Origin of the sequence: Paratractidigestivibacter sp. (genome assembly GCF_052362415.1) — a bacterium.
Classification (GTDB): domain Bacteria; phylum Actinomycetota; class Coriobacteriia; order Coriobacteriales; family Atopobiaceae; genus Paratractidigestivibacter.
In genome coordinates, this window is record NZ_DAWEMK010000031.1 from 1 (window position 1) to 18,437 (window position 18,437).

Below are 18,437 nucleotides of genomic sequence, written 5' to 3' on the forward strand. Positions count from 1 at the left end.
CCCGCCGCGCCCAGCGCCGCCGTCCCGAGCGCCGCCGGCACCGCCGCCGCCCTCGGCCCCACAACCTCATCCCACCCGCAGCCCACCACCCAAAGGAGCACCACCATGCGAGAGTTCAAGAAGTCCTCAAAGCTCGACAACGTCCTCTACGACGTCCGCGGGCCCGTGGTCGACGAGGCCGCCCGCATGGAGGAGGACGGCGCGCGCATCCTCAAGCTGAACATCGGCAACCCCGCGCCCTTCGGCTTCCGCGCGCCCGACGAGGTCGTCTTCGACATGCGCCAGCAGCTCGCCGACTGCGAGGGTTACTCCGACTCCCGTGGCATCTTTGCCGCGCGCAAGGCCATCATGCAGTACGCGCAGCTCCGTAATATCCCCAACGTGGACATGAAGCACATCTATACCGGCAATGGCGTGTCCGAGCTCATCCAGCTTTCGATGCACGCGCTTTTGGACAACGGCGACGAGGTCCTCATCCCCAGCCCCGACTACCCGCTGTGGACCGCCTGCGTCACGCTCGCCGGCGGCACGCCCGTGCACTACGTCTGCGACGAGGCCAACGAGTGGAACCCCGACCTCGAGGACATAGAGAAGAAGGTCACCCCGGCGACCAAGGCCATCGTGGTCATCAACCCGAACAACCCCACGGGCGCCGTCTACTCTCGCGAGATCCTCGAGGGCATCGTCGAGATCGCCCGCAAGCACCAGCTCATGATCTTCGCTGACGAGATCTACGACCGCCTGATCATGGACGGCTTTCAGCACATCTCCATCGCGTCGCTCGCGCCCGATTTGCCGTGCGTGACCTACTCCGGCCTCTCGAAGTCCCACATGGTCTGCGGCTACCGCGTGGGTTGGATGGTGCTCTCGGGCAACCAGCGCTGCATGCGCGACTTCATCCTCGGCGTGAACATGCTCTCCAACATGCGCCTGTGCTCCAACGTGCCTGCGCAGTCCATCGTCCAGACGGCGCTCGGCGGCTATCAGTCCGTGAACGAGTACATCCGTCCCGGCGGCCGCGTGTACGAGCAGCGCAACTACGTCTATGAGGCGCTGAACTCGATCGACGGCATCACGGCCGTCAAGCCCAAGGCGGCGTTCTACATCTTCCCCAAGATGGACATAAAGAAGTTCAACATCACCGACGACGAGCAGTTCGCCCTCGACCTGCTGCACGAGAAGAAGATCCTCATCACCCGCGGCGGTGGCTTCAACTGGGGCGAGCCCGACCACTTCCGCATCGTCTACCTGCCGCGCATGGAGGTGCTCAAGGAATCGATGGAGGACCTCGCGGACTTCTTTGCGCACTATCGGCAGTAAGCTGTGCGATGGGCCGCGCGTCCGCGAAGTCGCTCAGCCGCGAGGCGGGCCGCCAACCTGCCAAGCTGCCGAACCGCGCGGCGGGTCGCGTACCCGTCAAGCCGCCAATCAACTAATCCGCCAAGCCGGGGACGGGTGCCTACCCGTTCCCGGCTTCGTAACATTCCGCGCGGCGAAGAAAGTTCATAATGTCGACCCGTCTATGGGCTTTAGGCGAAAGGCAACACGTGAACGCTCAGCTCTCCAGAAGGACCTTCCTCGCCGCGAGTGCCGCCGCGACGCTCGCGGCTTGCTCGGCGAACCCCGGCGCTCAGCAGGAGGCGCCCGCGAAGACCGCGAAGCTCGACCCCTCCAACCCTACGTCCGTCACGGTGTGGCACTACTACAACGGTGCCCAGCAGGCCGCCTTCGACGAGCTCGTGGGCGAGTTCAACGACGGCGCCGGCAAGGACGAGGGAATCCACGTCGAGGCCCAGAGCCTGGGCTCGGTCAGCGACCTCGAGAGCGCCATCAGCGACTCGGTCGCCGGCGCCGTCGGGTCCCGCGAGCTGCCGGGCATCTTCTCGTCCTACTCGGACACCGCCTATGCCGCCCAGCAGAAGGGCGCGCTGGCGAACATCGCGCAGTACTTCACCTCCTCCGAGCTCTCCGAGTTCGTCGACGGGTATCTCCAGGAGGGCTACTTCAACAGCGACGGTGCGCTCTACCTGCTGCCCGTTGCCAAATCGACCGAGACCACCATGGTCGACGAGACCGACTGGAAGCCCTTCGCCGACGCCACCGGGTCTACCTTGGATGAGCTTACGACCTTCGAGGGCATCGCCGCGGTCGCCCAGCGCTATTACGAGTGGACCGCCCAGCAGAGCGCCGACGGCCGGGGCCGCGCCTTCTATGGACGCGACTCGATGGCCAACTACTTCGTCATCGGCCTGAAGCAGATGGGCGTCGACGTCTACGAGGTCGACGCCGACGGCAACGCGACCGTCAACATCCCCGAGGACGACGTCCGACGCCTGTGGGACAACTATTACGTACCCTACGTCAACGGCTGGTTCAAGGCGACCGGCAAGTTCCGCTCCGACGACGTGAAGACGGGCGACATCATCGCCTACACCGGCTCCACCGCCTCGGCGAGCTACTTCCCCGACCAGGTCTTCTCTGACGACGGGAACACGAAGGCCATCGACTACGAGATCCTGACCTCGCCCGTGATGAAAGACGGCGAGGGCTATGCCGTCCAGCAGGGCGCGGGCATGGCGGTCACGGCCTCCGACGACGTCCACGAGTACGCCGCGGTCGAGTTCCTCAAGTGGTTCTGCCGGAAGGACAACAACCTGCGCTTCGCCTGCACCTCGAGCTACCTGCCCGTCCGCAAGGACGCGAACACGGTCGAGGCCCTCGACGAGGCGATCAAGGACGGCGGCGTAGAGGTCGCGCCCAAGGTCTCCGACACGCTCCGCAAGGTCATGGGCGCCTTCGACCGCACTTCTTACTACGCGCCGAGGTGCTTCTCGAACGGCTTCGCCGCGCGCAAGGTTCTCGAGAACAGCCTGCAGAGCAAGGCCCAGGCGGACGCCGAGGCGGTCGAGCAGGCGGTCGCGGCGGGCGCCGCGCGGGCCGACGCCGTTGCCCCCTACGTGACCGACGAGGCGTTCGGCGCCTGGTACCAGCAGTTCTCCGACGGGCTCAACGACGCGGCCGCCGGTAAGGCCGGCGCGGCAAAGAACTAGGCGAGCGGATCAGGCGGGAAGGCGGGCCGATGGGCACAGAAGAACGCAAGTCCCAGGGCACGGGCAAGAAGCCCGCGGTCGGCGCCCCTCGCGCGGGCGCCCTTCCGCACGCCGACTCGCCCACGCCCGCTCCCGCGCCCCGCCGCCAGCTCCGCTTGGTTTGGGTGCTCGTCGCCTCGCTCGTCGCCGTGGTCCTCATCGTCGCGACGCTGCCCTTCGCGGCGCTCATGTTCTCCGGCGCGAGGGAGACCATGGAGAGCAACGCCGTGAACATCGACGCCCACACCGTCGAGAACCGCCGGATCGCGTTGCAGAGCACCATGACGCAGCAGTGGGCGAGCATCTACGAGGAGAACGGGTATCTTTCCGCGGCGCTGCTCGATCAGCTCCGCGCCGAGGGCAAGGGGGTCGACGACTTCCTCGGCGACGCCGACATGCAGCGCGCCTACGTGCAGAAGGTCTCGACCGAGCTCGTGGACTACGCGAGCCGCGACTCGAGCTCGGGCGCCTTCATCGTCCTGGCGAACGACCAGGGGACGGACCGGGCGTCGAGCCACGTCGGGCTGTTCATCCGCGACTCCGACCCGGAAGCGCGCACGGAGTCGAACTCCGACCTGCTCTTCGAGCGGGGCGAGAAGGGTCTCTCGCAGTCCTTCAGCATCGCGCTCGACTCCGCCTGGATGCCCGCGGTCGACCTCGCGGCGGACGGCGAGCGCGCGGCGGACGACTTCTACTACCGCCCCTACCAGACCGCGTTCGAGAACCCGACCGTCGACGCCAAGGACCTCGGGTTCTGGTCCGACCCGTTCGTGCTCGGGGACAGCCAACAGGACAACCACCGCATGATCACCTACTCCGTGCCCTTGAAGGTGGGAGGCCGCGCGGTGGGCGTGATCGGCGTCGAGGTCTCGTGCGATTACCTGGCAAAGAGGTTCTTCTCGGTCGACGAGCTCGACCGCGACAAAGAGGCGGGCTTCGCGCTCGCCTTCGAGGAGGCCGACGGCTCGCTCACGCTCGAGCTCGGCCGCGGCGCGCTGTCCGACGCCGCCGGGCGCGCGGGCGACACCCTCACGCTCGACGCGACCTCGCACGACGGGCTCTTCAAGGTCCGCGGCGCCGCAGTGGGCACCCAGGACGTCTACGCCGTCACGTCGCCCCTTTCGCTCTACTCCTCGCGCGTGCCCTACGAGCACACCAAGTGGTCGCTCGTCGGCTTCGTCACGCGGGACTCGATCTTCCATGCGGGCAACCAGCTCTATAGGCGGATCTTCACGGTGATCATGGTGTGCGCGCTTATCGGCCTGGTCATCGTGTGCCTGCTCGCGCACGGCATCATGCGGCCGGTCCGCAGGCTCATGGACAGCGTCCGCGGCGGGGTCGAGGGGCTCGACGCCTTCTCGCCGTCCTGCATCGCCGAGATCAACGAGATCCACGACGTCGTGAGCGACCTCACGCACAAGGAGGTCCAGGTCGCGGCGAGCCTCGCGGAAGAGAAGGAGCGCTACCGCCTCGCCGTGGAGAGCTCGTCGGACATCTTCTTCACGTTCCGCGATGCCGACCAGAGCCTCGAGGTCGTCAACTCCCCGGCATTCGACGGGGTGTCCGGGCGCAGCCGCTGGCTGCCGATGGTCAAAGGTGCGCTCGACGGCCGCGATCAGCGCATGCTCGAGAACCTTAAGCCGGGCGCCGACGGTCGCTTCAGCGCCCAGTTCCAGGCGAGCTTCCCGAACATCGGCGGCGACCGCTGGTTCGAGGTCCGCGGGCGCAGGCTGAAGGGCGAGGACGGGGACGCCGGCTTCATCGTCGGCTACCTGCGCGACATCGATGACGCAAAGCGCCGCGAGCTCGCCGACGCCCGTCGCCAGATGCGCGACCCCGTCACGGGTTTCTACCGCCTCGCGCGGGGCTACGAGCTGATGCGCGCCGACCGCGCCGCCCGGCCCGCCGGCGTGCTCGTGCTCATCGACGTCTACGGCTTCCTCGACATCGTGCGCGACTACGGCCTCACCTTCGGCGACGTGCTGCTGGAGGAGTTCTCCGAGATGATCTCGGACGCCTTCCCCGAGTCCGGGCGTGAGCGGCCCTCGATCCTCATGCGCGCCGGCTCCGACGAGTTCCTCGTCTGGGTCAGCGGCGGGGACGAGAAGGACTGCGATGTCAGGCTCGACGGGCTTCGCGAGCGCTTCTCGGGACTCGTCCACACGAGCGTGCTCAGCCTCAGGTTCCACGCGGGCATGGTCTTCTCCGAGAACCCGCAGGAGGACACGCACGAGCTCGTGCGCCGCGCGGGCGTGGCGCTCGCCGAGGCGAGGGCCCGCGACCTCGACGCCGTGAGGTGGGAGTACGTCAAGGACTCCACGCTCGAGGCGCAGCCGTTCGGCGAGATCGTCTCGATGGGCTACGCGCGCCAGATGAGCCTGCCGACCCTCGCGCTCAACCTGCTCGATCGGCGCTTCTCGCTCACGGCGGCGCTCGATCTGCTGTCGTGCCGGCTCCGCGACCGCTTCGGCATGGACAACCTGCTCGTCTCGCAGTTCTCGGAGGAGCACCTCTCGGTCTCGCTGCGCTACCAGTGGAAGGCGGCGCCGGGCGTGGACGTGCGCCTGACGGCATCGCGCTGCACGCCCGCCGACGCCGAGCGCCTGCAGAAGCTCGCCGACCGCGGGTCAATCCTGAGCATCGACGACGTGCGGCCTGTGGGCAAGCTCCAGAGCTGGTCGATCCGCGAGGACCCGGTCCTCGGTGTCACCTTCCTCATGACGGACAACGGCCGCTACTCGGGCGCCATCGTGGCGACGGGCATCGACGCCGCCGTGCTCGGACACGGGGAGGACTACAACCTGTTGTGGGAGATCTTCTCCATCATCCAGAACCGCATCAACCAGGAGAACCTCGACCAGTCCGCGCAGGCAAAGAGCGACTTCCTCGCCCGCATGAGCCACGAGATCCGCACGCCGATGAACGGCATCATCGGCATGACCGACATCGCTCTCAAGGACGGGCAGACCGAGGCGCGCCGCGTCGACTGCCTGCGCAAGGTGCGCAGCTCTTCTCGGTACCTGCTGGGCCTGCTCAACGACATCCTCGACATGTCGAAGATCGAGAGCGGCAAGATGACCATCGAGGCGGCCGAGTTCGACCTCGCGCGCCTGCTCGACGAACTGCACACGATCCTCGACGCGCGCTTCGCCGAGAAGAGCCAGCCCTTCACCGAGGAGGTCGAGCTCGGTCATCGCCGCTTTGTGGGCGATTCGCTGCGCATCAACCAGGTGCTCATCAACCTTCTGGGCAACGCGAACAAGTACTCTCCCGAGGGCGCGGGCGTCGAGCTGCATGTCGCAGAAGAGCTGCTGCAGGAGGGCTATGCGCGCATCTGCTTCGACGTCGTCGACCACGGCATCGGCATCAGCGACGAGGACGCCCGCAGGATCTTCGAGAAGTTCGAGCAGGTCAACGGCACCGATGCGCGCCAGCAGGGCTCGGGGCTCGGCCTCGCGATCTCGAACCGCCTCGTCCAGATGATGGGCGGCAGGATCGACCTCGAGAGCAAGGTCGGGGAGGGGAGCACGTTCTCGTTCTCCATTGACCTGCCCATCGCGGAGGGCGAGGGCGCGGGCGAGGGGGCCGCGGCGCGCGCGGACGAGTCGGGTGAGGTCGACCTCAACGGGCTCCATGTGCTCGTGGCGGAGGACAACGAGCTCAACATGGAGATCCTCACCTGCATGCTCGAGGACCAGGGCTGCGTGGTGCGCGGCGTGGCGAATGGGCGCGCGTGCGTCGACGTGTTCGCCGCCTCGGGCGAGGGCGAGTACGGGCTCATCCTCATGGACGTCATGATGCCCGTCATGGACGGTCTCGAGGCCGCCCGCGCGATCCGCGCGCTCGACCGGCCGGACGCCGCCACGGTGCCGATCGTCGCGGCGAGCGCCAACGCCTTCGACGAGGACATCAAGCGCTCGCTTTCCGCGGGCATGAACGCGCACATCTCCAAGCCCATCGAGATGCCCACCCTCGTCCGCACCCTCGCCGAGGTCCTCCGGAGGTAAGCGACGGCGCGATGACTGCCCCCTAGTTGCGCCGTTGTTGTGTGTGCACAATTTGTCCATCGGCGCAGGTAGCTGGTCGACATACACTAAATAACTTGTGAAGCGCCCGCAGAGTGGTGGCGCATTTTTACGCCGGAAGGCGAAGAAGGAGACTCATGTCTGAGTACAGCGAGAACGACGAGACCATGACCGAGGACGAGGAGGTCCTGGCCGACGAGGTGGCCGAGGACGAGGAGCTCGATGAGGACGTCATCGAGGACGAGGCCGATGAGGACGAGGAGGATGCCGAGGACGAGGACGATGAGCCCGAGGCCATCGACTACAACGACACCCTCTTCGACAAGTGCCAGCGCGCCGCGCGCCTGCTGCGCAACCGCAAGGATATGATCCGCGACGAGGAGTCCGAGAAGAACGAGCGCGTGAGCAACCTGGTCCGCGCTGTCAAGCTCCTCGAGCTCAAGCCCCAGATGGAGCAGAAGGAGATGGCCGAGCTGCTGGGCGTCCGCCTGCGCGAGCTCGACGCCATGATGGCCGAGGCCGAGAAGAACGGTATCGTCAGCCGCGTCATGCCCGAGGAGGAGGACATGCGCGCCATCCTGGTGAGCGCCGAGGACGGCGCCGCCGAGGCCGCTGCCGCTCAGGGCCGCGAGGGCGTCAAGCTCGTCCCCGGCCTCTCTGACGAGGAGCTCGACGAGATCTTCGCTGTGCTCGACAAGATCATCGACCCGTTGACCAAGATGGGCCTCGACAACGACGACCGTCGCGGCGGCTTCGGCGGCCGCGGCGGCGATCGTGGTGGCCGTGGCGGCTTCGATCGCGGCGGCCGCGGCGGCGACCGCGGTGGGCGCGGCGGCTTCGGCGGCTCGCGCGGTGGCCGTGACGACCGTCGTGGCGGCGACCGTGGTGGCCGTGGCGGCTTCGACCGTGGCGGCGACCGTGGCGGGCGCGGTGGCTTCGACCGCGGCGGCGACCGTGGCGGGCGCGGCGGTTTCGGCGGCCGTGACGACCGTGGTGGCCGTGGCGGCTTCGGTGGGCGCGACTCCCGCGGCGGCGACCGCGGCGGCTTCAACCGCGGCGGCGACCGTGGCGGGCGCGGCGGCTTCGACCGTGGCGGCCGTGGCGGCTACGACCGCAACGACCGCGGCGGCTTCGGCGGTCGCGACTCCCGCGGCGGCTTCAACCATGGTGGCGACCGTGGCGGCCGTGGCGGCTACGGCAAGCGCTACTAAGCCGCTGCTCACTGCGCGCTCAGGGGGTGCTCGGGCACCCAGGTCTGCGTCAGTCGTTGCCTGGGCGTTCTGACCTGCACGTTTGGCACTGCCTGACTGTTCAAGTCTGTACGACCGGTGCTGCCCGGGCGCTCTGGTCGGCACGTTCACAGCTTTGGCTTTCCTTGGGGCCGCCCTTCTTTGGGCGGCCCCTTCTTTGTAGGCCGGAGACGTCGCGCGGGGCAAGATCTTTCCGCTGCCTCGGCTGTCGCCTAAGCTCGCCCGAGTCGCCGAGCCCATGTCCCCCGGTCATCTGGGGTTCACGAAACCCCAGATGCGGCAAGAAGTGGGCTCCTGCTGTCGCGCTAGGGCCGCGCGAACCCCAAATGGCCGGGGACGTGGGCTCCAGGGCTTCGGTGCCTGTGATCGCGCGAGCCTTAGATGTCCAAGGATCCGGACTCGGGTTCTGGAGCCTCGTTGTCGTACATCTGCTCACGCTCCTCATCGGTCGCGCGAAGGTAATCCTCGAAGCCGGTGAGCGCCGCGAAGGGCATGAACTGCGCCGCGCGCTCGGCGCGGGGCTTCGGCAGACGAGAAGTGCGCGGACGGCCCAGCGGCTCGGCCTCGGCGCGATGGCGTTTGGCGTGGTGGTCGCTATTCTGCACGGTGCCCTCCAACCTGCTGGTTTCTTTCCCGTTGGGTAGCCTCTTCGCGCAGGCTCACCCCGCGGAGCAGGGCGTTCTTCCCGAACTTGCGCTGTACCGCGAGCGTGGTGGCGCTCAGGCTGTGCTCCGCCTCCTCGGCAGCCACGTTGTCAAAGAGGGTGTGCGTGGCGTGCTTCTCGTCAGTGAGGCCGCCGAGGCTCACGCTCAGCCTGCGGACCGCGCGGTCGCGGTCGCAGACCTCGTCGTATATCTCTAGCACGCGGCCCATGAGCTCCGCGCGCGAGTTCGTGAGCTTGCCGAGCTTGCGTGCCGCGCCCGCCGACGGCGCGCCGGCGTCGTCCCACGAGTACCCCACATAGAGCGCCACCGAGTCGCAGACCAGGTGCTTCTCGACGAGGTCAAGGGCAGAGGCCGTCGCCATCTCGGTGAGGACGGTGCGGGCCTCGGTGAAGCTGTAGTCGCGGGCGAGGACCTGCCCGTTGCTCGTGGAATGGCCGTGCGGCCGGTAGGCGTGGATGTCCGCCATCGTGCAGGGCTCGTAGCCCCAGGCGTGGTCGATGAGGTACTCCGCGTTCACGCCGAACTCCTTGTGGAGGAAGCGCTCGTCGACCTGGGTGATCCCGGCGAGGTCCTGCACGTTGTACTGTAGGAGCCGCCGCGCGATGCCGGGGCCGATGCCCCAGATGTCGGTGATGGGGCGGTGGTGCCAGATCTTGCGCCGGAACTCCCGCTCGTCGAGGTACCCGATGTGATCGTCCACGTGCTTGGCCGTCACGTCGAGCGCGACCTTCGCGAGGAAGAGGTTCGTTCCGATGCCCGCCGTGGCGCAGATCCCGCATTCTTCCCTGACGTCGTCCATGAGCTGCTGGGCGAGCGAGCGCGCATCGGTGCGGTAGAGCGAAAGATAGGGCGTGGCGTCGATGAAGCACTCGTCGATCGAGTACACGTGGATGTCCTGCGCACTAATGCGCCGCAGGTAGATGCCGTAAATCTGAGCAGAGACATCCATGTAGCGCTTCATACGCGGAGGCGCCATCGTGTACTGGATGTTCTTTGGGATCTCGTAGACGCGGCAACGGGAGGGGACGCCGAGCGCCTTGATGGCGGGGCTCGCGGCGAGGCAGATCGTGGTGCGGCTGCGCTCGGGGTCGGCGACCACGAGGTTGTCCTTGAACGGGTCGAGCCCGCGGTCCACGCACTCGACGGAGGCGTAGAAGCTCTTCAGGTCGATGCACAGGTACGTCCGCCCTGTGTCCACCGCGTCGCGCCGTATGATCTGGTCCGGTCCCATCGCGCCCCTCCCTTCTTTCCACTATTCTGGGGTACATGCCGGACAGGAATGGCCGGCGTGCCATTGACCGTCACAAATATAGCAACACTTGTTCGATACCATCACAGGGGACGGCGGAAGAGGGGAGGGACTGTGCGGACGTTCATCGCGTTGGAGATGCCGGGGGAGTTCGTGGACGCCGCCACTGCGATGGCGCGCAGCCTGGAGCGGGCGGTCGACGGGCGCTTTGTGCCGGCGCAGAACTATCACCTCACGCTTGCGTTCCTCGACGAGGTAGACGAGGCCGAGGCCCGTGCGGCCATCGCCGCCATGGACGACGCGTGCCGGGCGTTCGGCCCCGTGCCCATCGACGTCGACGGCCTGGGCAGCTTCGGCAAGCGTGCGGGCGGCGCGGGGCTGTGGCTCGGCGTCGCGAAGGACCCGGAGCTCATGGGGCTCGCCGAGCGCCTTCGCGAGGAGCTGCGGGCCCACGGCGTCGATTACGATAAGAGCAACGCGTTCCTGCCCCACGTGACCCTGGCGCGCCGCGTCCGCCTGCCCAAGGGGGACCTGCCGCGCCTCGCGTTCCCGCTCCCGTGCGAGGCGCGCCGCGTCACGCTGTTCCGCAGCTATCTGGACAAAGAAGGGGCGCGCTACAAGCCCCTGTACTCGATCGAACTCGGAGAATCACATGGCTAAGCAGACCTGGGCCGGCGGAAACATGCTCTACCCGCTGCCGGCGGTAATGGTGAGCTGCGCAGACGCGTCCGGCAAGTCGGACATCATCACCATCGCGTGGACGGGGACCGTCTGCACGAACCCGCCGATGCTCTACATCAGCGTGCGCCCCGAGCGCGCGAGCTATCCCATCATCCGCGAGTCCGGCGAGTTCGTGGTCAACCTCACGACCAAGCGCCTGCAGCGCGCCTGCGACTGGTGCGGCGCCCGCTCCGGCCGCGATTGGGACAAGTGGGCGGAGTGCCACCTCACCCCGGCGCCGGCGACCACGCTCTCCCACGCGCCCGTGATCGCCGAGAGCCCCGTGAACATCGAGTGCAAGGTCACCGAGGTCAAGGAGCTCGGGAGCCACCACATGTTCCTCGCGAGCGTGGAGGCGGTGCAGGTGGAGGACGGGCTCCTTGACGACCATGGCCGCCTCGACCTCGCCCGGGCGGGCCTCACGGCCTACAGCCACGGCGAGTACTTCGAGCTCGGCCGCAGGCTCGGCACCTTCGGCTACGCCGTCCGGAAGGAAAAGAAGCGCAAGTAGCCCATGCCGCGCGCTCCAAGCCCCCGGCTCAGTCGGCGAGGACGGCGAGGAACGCCTCGCCGTAGGCCTCGGCCTTCTTTGCGCCGACGCCGGAGACCTCGAGGAACTCCTCGGGCGTCCGGGGGTGCTTGGCGCACATGTCGGCCAGCGTCGCGTTGGTGGGCACCTGCTGCTTTCGCGCGAGCTCACCGCGGAGGTTGACGAGCCGCTGGAAGAGCTGCTGGTCCGTGACCTCGGGAACCGACCCGGCCCCCGCCGCCCCGCCGGCGCGGCCGCCCGCCTTGCGCGCCGCGCGCGGCTTGCCGTGGGCGACCTTGAGGACGAGCGGCTCCCCCTCTACCAGCCTCGAGCGCATGAAGGCGACGCCGCCCTCCGTGAGGGAAAGCGTCGGGTAGTCGCCCGCCGCCTTGCACAGAAGCCCGCGGACCACGAGCTCGTCGATGACCTGGCGGATGCGCGGCACGGGCACGTCGGACATGATGCCGTAGGTGCTCAGGCGGTCGTAGCCGCGCTCCGCGATCCTCTGTGCACGCGAGCCGCGCAGGATGTCGACGATGGTCGAGGCGCCGACGGAGCGCCCTTGCTGCGCGAGCCTCGCCACGCAGCTCACCACCTTGAGGGCGTCGACGGTGACGTCCACCTCCTCGAAGTCGGCGAGGCAGTTCGAGCAGTTGCCGCAGTAGGCGGGCGCGGTCTCGCCGAAGTAGCGCAGGATGCGGGCGCGCAGGCACTCGGTCGTCGTGGCGTAGAAGACCATTTGGCGCAGGCGCTCCTCGTCGCGGCGGCGCAGCTCCGCGAGCTCGTCGGGGCCGAGGTCGTCGCGCGTGGTCTGCCCGATGAGGTACTCCTGGGTGTACACATCGCCGGGGGAGTAGAGCAGCAGGCACTCGGCCGGCGTCCCGTCGCGCCCCGCGCGCCCGGCCTCCTGGTAGTAGTTCTCCAGGCAGCTCGGGATGTTGTAGTGCACGATGTAGTTGACGTTCGACTTGTCGATGCCCATGCCGAAGGCGTTGGTGGCCACCATCACGCGGGCGCGGTCGTAGAGGAAGTCGGCCTGGTTCTGCTCGCGCTCCGCGGCCGAGAGCCCCGCGTGGTAGCGCGTGGCGGGAATCCCGCGCCGGCGCAGCAGGTCGCAGAGCTCCTCGACCGCACGGCGGCTCGAGCAGTAGACGATGCCCGACTGCTCCTCGCGCTCGAGGATGAACGAGGCGACGCGCGCGTCCTTGGCCTTGCGGGTGGCCGGCCGCTCCACGAGGAACTTGAGGTTCGGCCTGTCGAAGCTCGCGAGCACCGAGTGCGGATCGCGCAGCCCGAGGGAACGGGCGATGTCGTCGCGGACTGCCTTCGTCGCCGTCGCGGTGAGCGCCATCACCGGCGGACGGGCCGGCAGGGCGTCGATGAACTCGATGATGCGCTGGTAAGAAGGCCTGAAGTCGTTGCCCCACTGGCTGATGCAGTGAGCCTCGTCGACGGCGAGCAGCGCCACGCCGCGCTCGGCGGCGACCGTAAGGAGCGCGGGGTCGTCCAGGCGCTCCGGCGCGACGTAGACGAGGGTGAGCGCGCCTGCCGCGATGCCGTGAAGCACGTCGGCCTGCTCGGCGCCCGTGAGCGTGGAGTTCAGGCAACTCGCGGCCACGCCGTACTGTCGCAGCGCCCCGACCTGGTCGGCCATGAGCGATATCAGGGGAGAGACGACCACGGTGAGCCCGCCCGTGCGCTCGGCGAGCGCGATGGCCGGGACCTGGTAGCAGATGGACTTGCCGGCGGAGGTCGGCATGACGGCGAGCACGTCTTTGCCCGCGAGCGCGGCCTCCACGATGCCTTGCTGGTGCGGGCGGAAGCTCTCGTAGCCGAAGGTCTGGCGGAGTATGTCTGCAGGCGTGCGAATCATGACTCTAGGCTACACCCGCCGCGCGGATCGCGCGAAGCGGGTGCAGCCTAGAGTCGGTCGGCTCCGGGACGTCCGGCCCCGGAGCCTGTTCGTTCGATTGTCGGGATCGCCCTTACTGCAGCGCGCGGCTCAGGAAGGCCCTTCCCTCGTCGTTCGCGAACGCGACCACGCGGTCGCCCGACGCGAGCACGGTCGCGCCGTTGGGGATGACGATGTCGCCGTCGTGCTCGACCGCGACGAGCACGAGCCCGTCGGGCAGCGAAAGCTGGCTCACGGTCTTGCCGACCACTCCGGAGCGCGGGCGCACCTCGCCCTGGACGATGGCGTGGCCGTCCCTGCCCAGGCGCATAATCGTAAAGACGTCCTCCATATCGAGGCCCTCCTCGACCGAGCGGGTGATCAGCTCCGCCTGGTCGATGGCGACGTCGACGCCCATGGACGCGTCGAACATCCAGGAGTTCGCCGGGTTGTTGACGCGGGCCACGACCCGGCCGACGCCGTACTCCATCTTTGCGAGCATCGAGACGACGAGGTTGACCTCATCGTTGCCCGTGACGGCGATCACGATGTCGGCGCGCAGCACGCCCGCCTGCTCCAAGACGTCCGGGCTCGAGCCGACGCCCCTCAAGACGGTGCCCGCGGGAAGCTTCTGCTCGAGGCGCTCGGCCACGGCCTTCCTCGACTCGATGACCTTGACCGTGTCCCCTCGGCTGCCCAGCAGCGACGCGAGGTAGGCGCCGGTCTTGCCGCCGCCGACGATGATGATGTTCATGCCTGCCTCCTTACTCGGCCAGGCCGAGCATGGTGCGGAACTTGCCCGCCGCGCTCGACGCGACCGCTGCGTAGATGATGTCGCCGTGCTGGAGAACCGTTCCCTGGGTGGGGATGAAGGTCTCGTTGTCGTGCGAGACCGAGACGATGTTGACCTCGCCCACGGCGGTGATCTCGCGGACGGTGCTGCCCTCGAGCAGCGCCGGGACGTCGGCGCGCACCAGGCGCACGCCGCCGGTCCCGAGCTCGACGACGTCGTCGAGCTCGTTGAAGGTCAGAAGCTCGCTGACGCGCCTCACGCCCCACTCGGTGGTCGAGATGCTCTGGATGCCGAGCCTGCGGTAGGTCTCGGCGTTGCTGATCTCGTACAGGCGGGCGATGACGCGGGGGACGCGGTAGGTCTGGCGAGAGATGCGCGCGACCACGATGTTGGTCTCGTCCGAGGACGTGCAGGCGATCACGGCGCTGGCGCGGTCGATGCCGGCCGCCTCCAGGACCTTGCGGTCGAACCCGATGCCCTCGACGGTGCGGCCGCCGAACGACTCCCTCAGCGCCTCGAGGCGCTCGGGCTCCTGGTCGATGGCGCAGACGTCGTAGCCCTGCCTGTCGAGCTTGCGGGCGAGGCTGGTGCCCATGCGCCCCATTCCAACGACGATGATGTTCATGGTTTACCTCTTTTCCGGCGTCTGTCGGATGGCGACGCCATTGCGGTCGATGTGATGACGCTTGCGCACGATGGCCTTGCGGCACTCCTCGAGCAGCAGGATCACGGGCGGGAGCAGCACCAGGAACACGTAGTCCTTCAGGAGCAGCGGGCTCGTGTGGAACACGCTCTGGAAGGGCGGGAACAGCGTGATGAACACGATGAGCGCTATCTCGAACAGTATGCCCTTGTTGACCTGGGAGTTCGAGAACAGCCCGACCGAGAACACCGAGGCGACCTCCGTGCGGCAGTTCCATACCTCGCCGATCTGGGTAAAGACGATGGCGGCCAGCGCCATGGTCGTGGCGCGCACGTAGACCGGGTCGAGGTCGGCGCCCACGCCGAACATCGCGATGCCCGGGTGCCAGCCGTTCATGACCTGGCAGAACATGAACGCGGCGAACGAGAAGAGCGCGCCGAGAAGGCCGTACCACAGGAACGCCTTGCGCATGACCTTGCCGGAGAGCAAAGGCTCGTTGGGGTCGCGCGGAGGACGGTCCATGACGTCGGCCTCCGGGGGCTCGGTGCCGAGGCCCAGGGCCGGGAGCATATCGGTGCCCAGGTCGATGGTGAGGATCTGCATCGTGGTCAGCGGCAGGGGCACGGCGCCGCCGGAGAGCAGGTAGATGGCGGACGGGACGGCCTCGGGGACGTTGGAGTTCAGGATGTAGAGCATGAACTTCTTGATGTTGGCGTAGACCGCGCGGCCTTCCTCGATGGCATGGACGATCGACGCGAAGTTGTCGTCGGTCAGGATCATGTCCGCGGCCTCCTTGGCCACGTCCGTGCCGGTGATGCCCATGGCCACGCCGATGTCGGCCTTCTTGAGGGCGGGGGAGTCGTTCACACCGTCGCCGGTGACGGCCACGATCTCGCCCATCTGCTGCAGGTTTTCGACGACGCGCAGCTTCTGCTCGGGCGCCATGCGGGCAAAGACGACCTCGCCCTTGAGGGCCTCCTTGAGCTCGTCGTCCGAGGTCTTCTCGAGCTCGACGCCGGAGAACACGCGCGGGTGGGCGCTCTGGACGATGCCGATCTTGCGGGCGATGGAGACGGCGGTCAGGCCGTAGTCGCCCGTGATCATGACGACGCGGATACCTGCGCGGCGGCACTCCGCCACGGCGTCGGCGACCTCGGGGCGAGGCGGATCCTGCATGACGAGCAGGCCGACGAAGGTGAGCTCGCACTCGATGTTGTCGGGGGTGTAGTCGCTCATGGAGCGGGGGATGGACTCGTCGTCCGCGCGCAGCGGGCGGTAGGCGAGCGCGAGGACGCGCAGGCCGTCGGCGGCGTAGCCGTCGTTGGCGTCCATGATGCGCTTGCGCAGGTCGTCGTCCATGGCGACGACCTCGCCGTTGATGCGGGCGCTGGAAGAGAGGCGCACGACCTCGTTGGGGGCGCCCTTCACGAAAGCGACGCGCTTGGCGCCGTCGAGCGGCTGCTTGAGCTGGTGGATGGTGGTCATGCGCTTGCGGCGGCTCTCGAAGGGGAGCTCCCTCACGCGCGGCATCTCGGCCTCGAGGCCCTCGAGCGTGAGGCCGGCCTTCTGGGCGCTCACGAGCAGGCACGCCTCGGTGGGGTCGCCCAGGACGGTGTAGCGGCCGCCCTCCTCCTCGGGATCGACCAGACGGGCGTTGGAGCACAGGGCGCCTCCCGCGACCAGCAGGCGGAGCTGCTCGTCGTCGGCGGCGAGCCACTTCTCGCCGTTCGAGCGGATCTCGCCCTTGGGCGCGTAGCCCACGCCGGTGACCTCGTACTCGCGGTCGCAGGTCCACAGGTGGTTGACCGTCATCTCGTTTTGGGTGAGGGTGCCGGTCTTGTCGGTGCAGATGACGCTCGTGGAGCCGAGCGCCTCGACGGAGCTGAGCTTCTTCACGAGGGCGTTGCGCTTGCTCATGCGCTGGACGGCCATGGCGAGCGAGAGCGTGACCGTGGGCAGCAGGCCCTCGGGGATGAACGCGACGACCATGCCGAGCGCAAAGATGAACGACGACGCGAGGCCGTTGTGGACAAAGAGCACGTCGAGCAGGAAGAACGCGACGCCCATGCACATGGCGAACAGCGTGACCTGCTTGGTCAGGCGGTCGAGCTGACGCTGCAGGGGGCTCTCGGACTCCTTCATGTTCTGCGTGAGGCTCGCGATCTTGCCGAACTCGGTCGCCATGCCGATGCGCGTGACCACGACGCGGCCGTTGCCCTCGGAGACCGAGGTGCCGGCAAAGACGAGGTTGGGGGTCTCGGCGGGGGTGAGGTCGGGCTCGCACACGGCGTCGGCGGTCTTCCTCACGGGGTTGGACTCGCCGGTCAAGGTCGACTGGTCGACCTGGAGGTCGGAGGCGCGGATCACGCGGCCGTCGGCCGAGATCTTGTCGCCCTCCGCGAGGACCATGACGTCGCCGGGGACGAGGTCCTCCGCGAGGACCTGGATCTGCTCGCCGTCACGGATGACGTTGACGTAGGAGGGGAGCATCTTCTTGAGGGCCTCGGTCGCCTTGTCGGCCTGGTGCTCCTGCCAGAAGCTGAAGCAGCCGTTGATGAGGTTGACCAGCCAAACGGCGACGCACAGCTCCGGCATGCCGGCGACGAGCGCGATGATGCCGGCGACCCACAGAAGGATCGCCATGAGGTGCGTGAAGTTGGAGAGAAACGCCAGTACCGGGGACTTTTTCTTTGCAGCCTGAATGAGGTTCTTTCCGAACTTGCCCTGGTACTCTGCCGCCTTCTCGCTCGTGAGGCCTGCCGCGCTGGTGGCCAGGGCACCGAGCACTTCGTCGGCGGGGAGCGCCGCGATGTTGGGCAGCTCGCCCTCGATGGTGTTTGACGGGGTTTCCAAGGGTCCTCCTTTCCTTTATGCCGCCGCGTGCCCGAAACAGCATGCGGCCCGGCGGCGGATCCGCCGGCGAAAAGGAGGATAGACGCTTCGCGCCCGTTGGCTTATACGATGTCTACCTGCGAATTATTCAACATGATGCGGGCATAAAGCCCTAATTAAAACCGAATAAAGGCGGCCTAAAGAGCCGAGGTAGGGGGCGTGGGCGCATCTTTGCCCCCGCTTACGCGGAGCATGCGGTAACCGACCCCCACATGCGTCTGAATGTAGCGCGGGTGCACCGGGTCGGGCTCGATTTTCTTTCGCAGGGTGCCCATGAACACGCGCAGGGAAGCGAGGTCGGTCTGTTTCTCGGACCCCCAGACCTCGCGGAGGATGAAGCTGTGGGTCAGGACTTTGTCCACGTTGCGGGACAGAAGGCACAGGAGCTTGAACTCGATGGGCGTCAGGTGGAGCTCGGCGCCCGCAAGGTAGGCCATCCCCGCCGTGTAGTCGATGCTCAGGTCCCCGTTCACGAAGGTGGGGCTCTCCTTGCCGGCAGCCTCGCTAAGGTGGCTCAGCCGCCGCACCGTCGTGCGGATGCGGGCCAAAAGCTCGCCCACCGAGAACGGTTTGGTGAGGTAGTCGTCGGCGCCCGCGTCGAGGGCGCCGATCTTGTCGCTGTCCTCGCTTCGGGCGGACACCACGATGATGGGCAGCTTTTCTGCCCGGGCCCGCTGGATATACTCCATGC

The 18,437-nt window shown here is 67.7% G+C and carries 13 protein-coding genes; 6 read left to right on the forward strand and 7 right to left on the reverse strand.

From position 1 onward, the window contains the following. From ACT84W_RS04675 to ACT84W_RS04690, 4 genes are all read left to right on the forward strand, one after another. Positions 1-1,320 (forward strand): aminotransferase class I/II-fold pyridoxal phosphate-dependent enzyme (locus tag ACT84W_RS04675; RefSeq protein ID WP_444328360.1); only part of this gene is annotated, 1,320 nt, incomplete at its 5' end. 227 nt (positions 1,321-1,547) lie between these two features. Further along, positions 1,548-3,050 carry an extracellular solute-binding protein gene (locus tag ACT84W_RS04680; protein WP_444328361.1) on the forward strand — a complete coding sequence of 501 codons (1,503 nt, stop codon included), beginning with the start codon at positions 1,548-1,550 and terminating at the stop codon, positions 3,048-3,050. 29 nt (positions 3,051-3,079) lie between these two features. Beyond that, positions 3,080-7,096: an ATP-binding protein gene (locus ACT84W_RS04685; protein WP_444328362.1), complete on the forward strand. Its 4,017-nt coding sequence runs from the start codon at positions 3,080-3,082 to the stop codon at positions 7,094-7,096. 155 nt (positions 7,097-7,251) lie between these two features. Beyond that, a complete protein-coding gene (locus ACT84W_RS04690) occupies positions 7,252-8,325 on the forward strand; it encodes a hypothetical protein (protein WP_444328363.1) in 1,074 nt (357 codons plus the stop codon). 416 nt (positions 8,326-8,741) lie between these two features. Here ACT84W_RS04690 and ACT84W_RS04695 read toward each other — a convergent pair whose 3' ends face one another. Together ACT84W_RS04695 and ACT84W_RS04700 are read right to left on the reverse strand one after the other, a co-directional pair. Beyond that, positions 8,742-8,969 carry a hypothetical protein gene (locus tag ACT84W_RS04695; RefSeq protein WP_417576188.1) on the reverse strand — a complete coding sequence of 76 codons (228 nt, stop codon included), beginning with the start codon at positions 8,967-8,969 and terminating at the stop codon, positions 8,742-8,744. Beyond that, complete coding sequence (locus tag ACT84W_RS04700) at positions 8,959-10,260, reverse strand: Y-family DNA polymerase (RefSeq protein ID WP_444328364.1); 1,302 nt, start codon at positions 10,258-10,260, stop codon at positions 8,959-8,961. Before ACT84W_RS04700 ends, ACT84W_RS04695 begins: the two co-directional genes overlap by 11 nt. A gap of 132 nt (positions 10,261-10,392) precedes the next feature. Here ACT84W_RS04700 and thpR point away from each other — a divergent pair, with 132 nt between their 5' ends. After that, positions 10,393-10,938 carry an RNA 2',3'-cyclic phosphodiesterase gene (gene thpR, locus ACT84W_RS04705; protein WP_417576190.1) on the forward strand — a complete coding sequence of 182 codons (546 nt, stop codon included), beginning with the start codon at positions 10,393-10,395 and terminating at the stop codon, positions 10,936-10,938. Continuing rightward, entirely contained in the window at positions 10,931-11,509 is a 579-nt protein-coding gene (locus tag ACT84W_RS04710; RefSeq protein WP_418829458.1) for a flavin reductase family protein, read from the forward strand. The genes thpR and ACT84W_RS04710 overlap by 8 nt, the downstream gene beginning before the upstream one ends. Before the next feature lie 28 nt (positions 11,510-11,537). Here ACT84W_RS04710 and recQ read toward each other — a convergent pair whose 3' ends face one another. From recQ to ACT84W_RS04735, 5 genes are all read right to left on the reverse strand, one after another. Further along, entirely contained in the window at positions 11,538-13,400 is a 1,863-nt protein-coding gene (gene recQ, locus ACT84W_RS04715; RefSeq protein WP_444328365.1) for a DNA helicase RecQ, read from the reverse strand. Positions 13,401-13,512: 112 nt separating this feature from the next. Then, positions 13,513-14,172 carry an NAD-binding protein gene (locus ACT84W_RS04720; protein WP_417576193.1) on the reverse strand — a complete coding sequence of 220 codons (660 nt, stop codon included), beginning with the start codon at positions 14,170-14,172 and terminating at the stop codon, positions 13,513-13,515. Between the two features lie 10 nt (positions 14,173-14,182). Continuing rightward, positions 14,183-14,836, reverse strand: coding sequence for a potassium channel family protein (locus tag ACT84W_RS04725; RefSeq protein WP_444328366.1), 654 nt, complete (start codon positions 14,834-14,836; stop codon positions 14,183-14,185). Between the two features lie 3 nt (positions 14,837-14,839). Then, the gene (locus ACT84W_RS04730) at positions 14,840-17,707 is read right to left on the reverse strand and encodes a cation-translocating P-type ATPase (RefSeq protein WP_444328367.1); all 2,868 of its coding nucleotides are present in this window, start codon (positions 17,705-17,707) and stop codon (positions 14,840-14,842) included. Between the two features lie 176 nt (positions 17,708-17,883). Next, positions 17,884-18,437 (reverse strand): winged helix-turn-helix domain-containing protein (locus ACT84W_RS04735; RefSeq protein WP_444328368.1); only part of this gene is annotated, 554 nt, incomplete at its 5' end.